Origin of the sequence: Janthinobacterium sp. HH106 (genome assembly GCF_001758725.1) — a bacterium.
In the GTDB taxonomy this organism is placed as follows: domain Bacteria; phylum Pseudomonadota; class Gammaproteobacteria; order Burkholderiales; family Burkholderiaceae_D; genus Janthinobacterium.
Map to the genome: position 1 here is coordinate 271,342 of NZ_LRIC01000073.1, position 6,783 is coordinate 278,124.

Sequence of the window (6,783 nt, forward strand, 5' to 3'; positions counted from 1 at the left end):
TGCGGTGGGTTATCAAAAAACTTGCCGGTACATGGAACTTGCGCAAGAGGCGCAAAGGACGCGTGTGCAGCCGGCAGCAATCGTAACGGCTCGGCCCTTAAGCCTGCCAGGATTGCCAGCGTCGCCAAAGCCAGGCCTCAATCGAGCCGGTTTGGGTGACATTGTGTTTTTTGATGAGAAACGTGTTCACGATATGGTGTTGGGTTTGGTCAGTATGCCGCTTAGTTTTGCATGCCAATAAAACGTGCTGCTTCGAGCAGTGTCTTTACTATACCATCGGAATCGGTATCGTGTATAGAGTGTCCGTGATTGTAGCCATACGGTACCGTCAATACGGGGCAAGCCGCAGCCCTGGCCGCTTGCGCGTCATTCGAGGAGTCGCCGATGGCCACCACTTTGGCGGGCGCCAGGTCGAAGTCCACGCACACTTGCAGCAGCGGCAGCGGATCCGGTTTCTTCCTTGGCAGCGAATCGCCGCCGTAGACGATCTCGAAATACTGGTCGAGGTTTTTCAGTTTCAGCAGGGGCAGGGCAAAGGCGATCGGCTTGTTGGTGACGCAGGCCAGGCGCAGGCCCGCCGCCTTCATCGCCGCCAGCCCCGCTTCCACGTCCGGATACAGGGTGCTGAACTGGCCGTTGATGGCCAGGTAGTGGCGCTGGTAACCGTCCATCGCCTGCTCGAAATGCTGTTCCACGCCGGCCGCGTCGAAGTCGAGCGCCAGCACGGTGCGGATCAGGTTTTCCGAGCCCTTGCCCACCATCCGCTTGATGGCCTCGGCGCTGATGGGTGCCAGATCCAGTTCGGCGCGCATGCCGTTGATGGCGACATGAAAATCGGGCACGGTGTCGAGCATCGTGCCATCGAGGTCGATGATGGCGGCGCGCACGCCGGCCAGTACGTGGTCTTTCACCGTGCCCGCTTGCATCAGGCGCCCTTGACGGATGCCAGCTCGGCGCGCATGGCGTCGATGACGGCCTTGTAGTCGGGCTTGCCGAAGATGGCCGAGCCGGCGACGAAGGTGTCGGCGCCTGCTGCTGCGGCGGCGGCGATGTTGTCGATCTTGATGCCGCCATCGACTTCCAGCATGATGTCACGGCCCGATTCGTCGATCATGCGGCGCGCTTCGGCGATTTTCTTCAGCGCTTGCGGGATGAAGGACTGGCCGCCGAAGCCCGGGTTGACCGACATGATCAGGATGATGTCGATCTTGTCCATCACGTGTTCCAGGTAGTGCAGCGGCGTGCCCGGGTTGAAGACCAGGCCCGATTTGCAGCCATTGTCGCGGATCAGCTGCAAGGAACGGTCGACGTGATCCGACGCTTCCGGGTGAAAGGTGATGATGTTCGCGCCAGCCTTGGCGAAATCCGGGATAATGCGATCGACAGGCTTGACCATCAGGTGGACGTCGATGGGCACTTGCACGTGCGGGCGGATCGCTTCGCACACCAGCGGGCCGATGGTCAGGTTCGGCACATAATGGTTATCCATCACGTCGAAGTGGATGATGTCGGCGCCGGCGGTAACGACGTTGCGCACTTCCTCGCCGAGGCGGGCAAAGTCGGCGGACAGGATGCTGGGAGCGATACGGAATGTTGTCATGGTGGCTAAAGGCTGAGAGTAGAAAATGCGAAGATGCGCTATTTTACGCTTGACGCCGGTACCATGCTTCATTGAAGGACCGTGAAACACAGAATACGCATCGCGCGATGGTCAATGCGTCGCGCGCGACACACAATACGACTGGCAATGTCTGAATAGGAATGACGATGGCGACTTATGAATTTACGGTAACGGTCAAGACGCAATACCTGCCCGAGCAATCGGCACCGGACCAGGGGCGGCACGTGTTCAGCTACACGATCCGCGTCGTCAACACGGGCACGGCCGGCGCGCAACTGATTTCGCGCCACTGGGTCATCACGGATGCGAACAACAAGGTGGAAGAGGTACGGGGCCTGGGCGCCGTCGGCCACCAGCCGCTGCTGCAGCCGGGCGAGCAGTTCGAGTACACGAGCGGCACCATGCTGGGCACGCCGCAAGGCTCGATGCATGGCGAATACTTCTGCGTGGCCGAAGACGGCCATCAGTTCGAAGCGCCGATTCCCGAGTTCGTGCTGTCGGTGCCGCGCACCCTGCATTGATGCCTCGCCGGGGGCTCGCGCCCCCTTATTTCAGTTTCTCGGTGCCGTCCTGTTCTTCGCCGAGCTGTTTGCGTGCCGGTGGCGCGGGTTTTTTACCCGAATACATGGTCCACCAGACTATAAATGCCAGCAAGAAGAACGCCACCAGCGCCTCTATCATCAAGATCCACATACGCACCCCTATGTTATTTACCCGCAGCTTAGTATTTACCCGCCGTCTGTTGACACGCGGTAGTCTACCCGTTTCCATCGGCGCCGTCGCGCTTGCGCTTTCCGCCTGTACCACGCCATCGGCGCCACCGGCCGCCGCCGGCGGCAAGGCGCCGCCCATCGCGCCGACCGTCGTCAGGCCCGTGCCCGCCAAGCCGGCCGACGCCAAGGATGCCGCGGATGTGGCAGCGCCCACCTTTGTGCCCGCCAAGTTCGCCGCCTTGCCTGGTTGGGCCCGCGACGACATGCGCGCCGCCTGGCCAGCCTTCATGGCTTCGTGCGGCGTGCTGGTGAAGCGTCCGGACTGGAAGGAATCGTGCACGATCGCGCGCCAGGTGAATGCCGACAGCGACAAGGCCATCCGTCTGTTCTTCGAGACCTTCTTTGTGCCCAATCAAGTCATTACGGCCGATGGTGCCAGCACGGGCCTCGTCACCGGCTACTACGAGCCGCTGCTGCACGGCGCGCGCAAGCGCGGCGGTCCATACCAGACGCCACTGTACAAGGTGCCTGACGACCTGGTCTCGGTGGACTTGGCTGGCGTGTATCCGGAACTGAAGAACATGCGCCTGCGGGGCAAGCTGGTCGGCAAGAAGGTGATACCGTACGCGACCCGCGCCGATATCGAGCGCGCCACGTCCGTCACGGGCAAGGAATTGCTGTGGGTGGATGACGAAGTCGAGGCGTTCTTCCTGCAGGTGCAGGGTTCCGGCCGCGTGCAGCTGACCGATACGCAGGAAACCGTGCGCGTGGCATATGCGGATCAAAACGGCCACCCCTACAAGTCGATTGGCCGCTACCTGGTCGACAAGGGCGAGCTGACCCTGAGCCAGGCGTCCGCGCAAGGCATCAAGGCGTGGATTGCCGGCCACCCGACGCGCAAGGATGAATTGTTCAACGCTAACCCCAGCTATGTCTTCTTCAAGGAAGAGCGTTTGCCCGATCCGAAAGTGGGGCCGAAGGGTGCGCTGGGCGTGCCGTTGACGCCGCAGCGCTCGGTGGCCATCGATTCGCGCTTCCTGCCGCTGGGCGCGCCCGTGTTTTTGTCCACGACGCAAGCCAATAGCGAGATTCCCATGCAGCGCCTGGTGATGGCGCAGGATACGGGCGGCGCCATTCGCGGGCCCATCCGTGTCGATTATTTCTTTGGCTTTGGCGCGGAAGCGGCCGAGAATGCGGGCCGCATGAAGCAGAGCGGCGCCGTGTGGGTATTGTTGCCGAAGCAGGCACCGGCGCGGTGAGTTGCTGCGCGCGACGCCGGGGTAGTTATTGTCTGGCTTAACGCAGAACCATGACCGGCAAATGCGTATGCGCGAGCACTTTTTGCGTTTCGCTGCCCACGAACAGCTTGTTCAAGCCCTTGCGGCCATGCGAGGCCATCAGGATGATGTCGCAATGGTAGGTTTGCGCCGCATTGACGATTTCGTCGTGCGGGCTCGGTGACACTGCCACCACGCCTTCGAAAGCCACGCCGGCGGCGCGCGCCGCTGCGCCGATCTTGTCGATCGCGCGTTGCGAAGCTTCCTGCATCTGCTGTTCATACAGGCTGGCGTCGAGCACGATGCCGCCGTCGGCCATCGGCGAGAACGGGAACGGTTGCACCACGCTGATGGCGACCAGCTTGGCCTTGTTCAATTGGGCAAAGGCGAGGGCGGTCTCGGCGGCTTTGTCGGACAACGGCGAGCCGTCGGTGGGAAATAAGATGGTGTTAAACATGGCGTGCTCCTCAAGTGATGTAAGACAGCTTATGGATTTACATCAATTAAAACCTTGATGTAAATCAAACCTCACAGGCTTTGGCATGAATAGTGTCGCCAAGGCAATCTTTCATCAGTGTATGCCCGTTCCTCGCTTCAGGTGCGCACGCTACGCAGCGGCGTGCCCCATACCATGGCGACCGTCAACGCAATGCTGCCTGCCGCGATGCAGGCCAGGCCATTGCGCACGCCAAAATGTTCCGCGACCCAGCCGGCGGCCAGCGCGCCCAGCGGCGCCGTTGCCACCGTCAGGAAGCGCATGGTCGATGTCATGCGGCCCAGCATGGGATCGGGCGTGACTTTCTGGCGCAAGCCCAGGTAGGGAATAAAGAACAGCATCACGCCGCAATCGAAAAAGAACATCAATATGGCATAGGCGACGGCACTGGCCGCCGCGCTGCCGAACAGCGCGGCGGGAATCGTTGGCGTCAGGGCAAAGCAGAGCGAGGTCGAAGCCAGGCCGATCAGGATGGTGCGGCCAGCGCCGTAGCGCGTCGTCAGCGGCTTGACGATAAAGGCGCTGAGCAAGACGCCGGCGCCGCCCAGCATCTGCGTCATGCCCAGCACGCCAGGGCTCATGCCCAGGTCGCGCGTGGCGAACAGCACCGTCAAGGCCATGCTGGCGTAAAACAGGAAGTGCCAGATGCCGGCGCCCCAGGCAAGCGCGCGCAGCAGCGGCTCGCGCCAGACGAACAGCAAGCCGTCGGCGATGTCGCGCAGGGCGTGCTTGTCGGAGGGAACCGGTCGCGGGTCGCGCACGCTCATGGCGCGCAGATTGAAGACGGAAACCAGATAGCCGCAAGCCGTGCACAGGATGGCGACGGGCGCCGACAGCACTTGCACCAGCACGCCGGCCAGGCCGGGGCCGATCAGGCGCGAAGCCGATTCCGTGGCGGCAAATTTCGATTGCGCATCGATCAAGCCATCGCGGCCCACGAGGAAAGTCAGAAACACCTGTTCGGCGCCGCCGCCGACGACAAAGCCCGTGCCGATGATGAATCCCACTATATATAACCATGGCATCGACAGCACGCCGCACCAGTAGGCCACGGCCACGCTGGCCAGGGCCAGGCCGGACATGCTTTCGCTGAACAGCATGATCGGGTGCTTGCTGCGCCTGTCCAGCAGCACGCCGACGGGCAAGCCAAACAGGGCGAACGGCAGCGCCTGTAGCGCGACCAGTACGCCCATCTGTTCCGGCGTCGCATGCAGCAGCAGTACCGCGCAAAGGGGCAGGGCCAGCGAGGTGATCTGGGCGCCGAAGCAATTGAGGCCGTTGCTGAACCACAGGCGGCGGAAATTGACGCTGGCGGCGCTGCCGTCGCCGCGCAGATAGCGGGTGCAGTACTGGAAGAAGGAGGAGAAAATACGCTGCTCGATAAAGGTGATCGGACTCACAATAATAGCAGCGCACCTGCCGCGCCGCTGCCGTTAGCCGCTACAATCGTTGCACCGTTCATCGAGAGGAGACACTATGCAATACGAAGACCTGATCATCGACATCCAGGACAAGGTGGCGGTCATCCGCCTGAACCGTCCCAAGGCCTTGAATGCCTTGAACGACAACATGATGAATGAGCTGGGCCACGCCTTGCTGAAATTCGACGCGGACGAGAATATCGGCTGCATCGTGCTCACGGGCAGCGAAAAAGCCTTTGCCGCCGGCGCCGACATCGCCGCCATGGCCGACTATACTTATCCCGATACCTTTACCCAGGGTTACATCAGCCGCAACTGGGAGCATATCTTGCGCGTGCGCAAACCGGTGGTGGGCGCGGTGGCCGGCTATGCGCTCGGTGGCGGCTGCGAACTGGCCATGATGTGCGATTTCCTGATCGCCGCCGACAGCGCCAAATTCGGCCAGCCGGAAATCAAGGTTGGCGTCACGCCTGGCGCGGGCGGTACGCAGCGCTTGCCGCGCGCCATCGGCAAGGCCAAGGCCATGGATCTGCTGCTCACGGCACGCACCATCGATGCCGCCGAGGCGGAACGCATCGGCCTGGTGTCGCGCGTCGTGCCGGCCGATAAGTTGCTGGAAGAAACCCTGGCTGCCGCCAAGACCATCGCCGCCATGCCGACCTCGGTGGCCATGATGATCAAGGATTGCGTCAACCGCGCCTTTGAAACGACCTTGACCGATGGCGTCGCCTATGAGCGCCGCTTGTTCCAGGCTGCCTTCGGCACGCCTGCACAAAAAGAAGGCATGCACGCTTTCCTGGAAAAGCGCTTGCCAAACTTCGACGGTCTTTGATATGATTCGCCTCCCCGATGAGACGCAGTAGTTTGCGGCACAAAAGGGGCGGCCTTCCGGGGCTGGGTAGTAAAAAAGAAGGTTGACGAATTAGCCGAAACGCTTCATACTCTTCCTTCTTCGCAGCTGACAAACACAACGCTTTGTTAATAGCGCGAAAGTAGCACCGAATACAGTTCTTTAACAATTAACAGTCGATAAGTGTGGGCATTTGATGTAAGTGCAGCGTCAATCTTCGGATTGGCGTCTAACTTAAAATATCAAATGTTCACAAGAAATAATGAAATAGGCGCTACGAAAGTAGTGGCCTGTCAGTTTTTTGAGTGAGCGACCCGTCAGCAATGACGGTGCCTGTAAAAGGGCAAAGTAACAGAGATTAAACTGAAGAGTTTGATCCTGGCTCAGATTGAACGCTGGCGGCAT

The 6,783-nt window shown here is 60.9% G+C and carries 8 protein-coding genes; 3 read left to right on the plus strand and 5 right to left on the minus strand.

All coding sequences use genetic code 11. The features are described 5' to 3' along the window. Positions 1-221 precede the first annotated feature (221 nt). Together JAB8_RS27925 and rpe are read right to left on the minus strand one after the other, a co-directional pair. Positions 222-926, minus strand: a complete 705-nt coding sequence (locus tag JAB8_RS27925; RefSeq protein ID WP_070292459.1) for a phosphoglycolate phosphatase — start codon at positions 924-926, stop codon at positions 222-224. After that, on the minus strand, positions 926-1,600 hold the full coding sequence (gene rpe / locus JAB8_RS27930; RefSeq protein WP_070223781.1) for a ribulose-phosphate 3-epimerase: 675 nt from the start codon (positions 1,598-1,600) through the stop codon (positions 926-928). Before rpe ends, JAB8_RS27925 begins: the two co-directional genes overlap by 1 nt. Positions 1,601-1,767: 167 nt before the next feature. Between rpe and apaG the strand changes: the two genes are divergently transcribed. Beyond that, the gene (apaG, locus tag JAB8_RS27935) at positions 1,768-2,142 is read left to right on the plus strand and encodes a Co2+/Mg2+ efflux protein ApaG (RefSeq protein WP_034753698.1); all 375 of its coding nucleotides are present in this window, start codon (positions 1,768-1,770) and stop codon (positions 2,140-2,142) included. Positions 2,143-2,167: 25 nt separating this feature from the next. Here apaG and JAB8_RS29665 read toward each other — a convergent pair whose 3' ends face one another. Then, positions 2,168-2,314 (minus strand): hypothetical protein, encoded by a 147-nt coding sequence (locus JAB8_RS29665; protein WP_162995539.1) that lies wholly within the window; start codon positions 2,312-2,314, stop codon positions 2,168-2,170. A gap of 283 nt (positions 2,315-2,597) precedes the next feature. On the opposite strand from JAB8_RS29665, the gene JAB8_RS27940 reads away from it, so the two are divergent. Next, the gene (locus JAB8_RS27940; RefSeq protein ID WP_343216124.1) at positions 2,598-3,593 is read left to right on the plus strand and encodes a murein transglycosylase A; all 996 of its coding nucleotides are present in this window, start codon (positions 2,598-2,600) and stop codon (positions 3,591-3,593) included. Positions 3,594-3,630: 37 nt separating this feature from the next. Here JAB8_RS27940 and JAB8_RS27945 read toward each other — a convergent pair whose 3' ends face one another. Next, positions 3,631-4,068, minus strand: a complete 438-nt coding sequence (locus tag JAB8_RS27945) for a universal stress protein (RefSeq protein WP_070292460.1) — start codon at positions 4,066-4,068, stop codon at positions 3,631-3,633. Positions 4,069-4,205: 137 nt separating this feature from the next. After that, positions 4,206-5,507 carry an MFS transporter gene (locus JAB8_RS27950; RefSeq protein WP_070292461.1) on the minus strand — a complete coding sequence of 434 codons (1,302 nt, stop codon included), beginning with the start codon at positions 5,505-5,507 and terminating at the stop codon, positions 4,206-4,208. 76 nt (positions 5,508-5,583) lie between these two features. On the opposite strand from JAB8_RS27950, the gene JAB8_RS27955 reads away from it, so the two are divergent. Continuing rightward, on the plus strand, positions 5,584-6,360 hold the full coding sequence (locus tag JAB8_RS27955) for an enoyl-CoA hydratase (RefSeq protein WP_070292462.1): 777 nt from the start codon (positions 5,584-5,586) through the stop codon (positions 6,358-6,360). Positions 6,361-6,783 lie beyond the last annotated feature (423 nt).